Origin of the sequence: Methanoregula sp., assembly GCF_049690535.1 — an archaeon.
Taxonomy (GTDB): domain Archaea; phylum Halobacteriota; class Methanomicrobia; order Methanomicrobiales; family Methanospirillaceae; genus Methanoregula.
Genome location: NZ_JBAVMX010000055.1, coordinates 1 through 1,757 on the forward strand (window position 1 = coordinate 1; position 1,757 = coordinate 1,757).

Annotated in this window: 3 protein-coding genes; all 3 read right to left on the reverse strand. The window is 55.6% G+C overall.

The features are described 5' to 3' along the window. On the reverse strand, positions 1 to 508 hold a 508-nt coding region (locus tag WCE46_RS04305; protein WP_424732466.1), incomplete at its 3' end, for an ABC transporter permease. Between the two features lie 2 nt (positions 509 to 510). Next, the gene (locus WCE46_RS04310; RefSeq protein ID WP_424732467.1) at positions 511 to 1,497 is read right to left on the reverse strand and encodes an ATP-binding cassette domain-containing protein; all 987 of its coding nucleotides are present in this window, start codon (positions 1,495 to 1,497) and stop codon (positions 511 to 513) included. Position 1,498: 1 nt separating this feature from the next. After that, the coding region (locus tag WCE46_RS04315; RefSeq protein ID WP_424732468.1) for a hypothetical protein at positions 1,499 to 1,757 on the reverse strand (259 nt) is incomplete at its 5' end.

The window sequence follows — 1,757 nt, forward strand, 5'->3', positions numbered from 1 at the left end:
TGATCAGCTGGAAGCCGGTCATATCATCCATTCTTGACGCAATTGCAATCCCGAATGCCGTAAACGAGATCCCGACGAGGACCATGAAGCCGAGCGCGATAAAAAACCCGATCGGGTTGTTGATCCGCAGGCCGAGCAGCACAGCAAGGACCATAAGGATGATCCCCTGGATCACTGCCGTCGTCGCTCCCCCGACCGTCTGGCCGAACATGATCTCAAGCCTCGATACCGGTGCGATAAGCGTCTCTTTTAAGAACCCGAACTGCTTGTCCCAGATGATCTGGATGCCGGAGAAAACCGAAGTAAAGAGCACGCTCATCGCGACCATGCCCGGTACGAGAAACATGACATACTGCTGCCCGAGCGATGTGGTGCTGACCACTGAGTTGAGGCCAAAGCCCAGGAACACGAGCAGGAAAAGGGGCATCGCGATACTCCCGACAATCCTGCTCTTTGACCGTACGTAGCGTTTCATGCTCCGCAGCCAGATGGTATAGACGATATCCATGGTTAGTGCCTCATCATTCTGAAGTGCATCCGCATAGAATCCCTTTTGTTCATGTCCTGCTCACGGATGGTTTTTCCGGTAAACGAGAGGAAGACATCTTCAAGGGTCGGCTTATGGACCGAGATGGAGGTGATGGGGATCTTCTCTTCGTTTAAGCGTGTCACGATCGTGCTGAGGTGCTGCTCGGCATTTTTAAGGCTGAGGATCACCTCGCTGTCGTGCGTCTCCATCCTGTTGATCCAGGGTGCCGCAAGAACGGTTGTGATCCGTGCAGTATCCGTTGACTGGATGGTCACCACGTCGCCGCCGATTGAGTCTTTGAGCCGGGCGGGCGTGTCAAGCGCGATGATCTTTCCGTGGTCGATGATCGCGATCCGGTTGCAGAGCCGGTCAGCCTCTTCCATGTAATGTGTCGTAAGGATGATCGTGATGTTTTTTTCCCGGGCCAGGGTCTCGATGTACTCCCAGAGGTGGTTTCTTGTCTGCGGGTCGAGGCCGAGCGTGGGCTCGTCAAGGAAAAGGACGGCCGGGTGGTGCAGGAGCCCTCTGGCGATCTCGAGACGCCGGCGCATCCCCCCGGAAAAGGTCTTGACGATATCTTTCCTGCGGTCCGTGAGTTCGACGAGTTTGAGGAGTTCATCGATCCGCTGCAACCGGATCTCCTTTGGTATACGGTAGAGCCGGCCATGGAAGTCCATGTTCTCCCACGCGGTCAGCTCCTCGTCGAGGCTCTGGTCCTGGAAGACGATCCCGATGGCCTTTCGGACACCGTCCTGATCCTTTGAAATATCGATTCCCATGACCGTAGCGGTACCGGAGGTGGGTTCGAGCGTGGTCGAGAGCATCGAGAGCGTGGTGGTCTTCCCGGCGCCATTCGGGCCCAGAAGTCCGAAAATCTCACCCTGTTCGATATCGAAACTGATCTGGTCCACGGCCACGAGGTCGCCGAAGCGCCGGGTCAGGTCTTTTACGTGTATTGCGATAGTCATGTCAGGTCACTTTTTTGAGGTCGTCGCGGCAGTGCCGGAGAATCCCTATCATTTCAGGTTCCTTTTCTTTGGGCATGCCGTCTACAAGGGATTTTATTTCAAAGAGGACATCCATTCCCGGGCTCCTGAATTCCCCGAAGATCGCGGTGATGAGATGCCGGTAATGATCCATTTTTTTGTGGTGCTCTTTGCTGTGGGCCCTGATCTTTTTGAGCGTGTCCCGCCCGGTACGGGTGAGCATAAACCCGGTACGGGCCCGG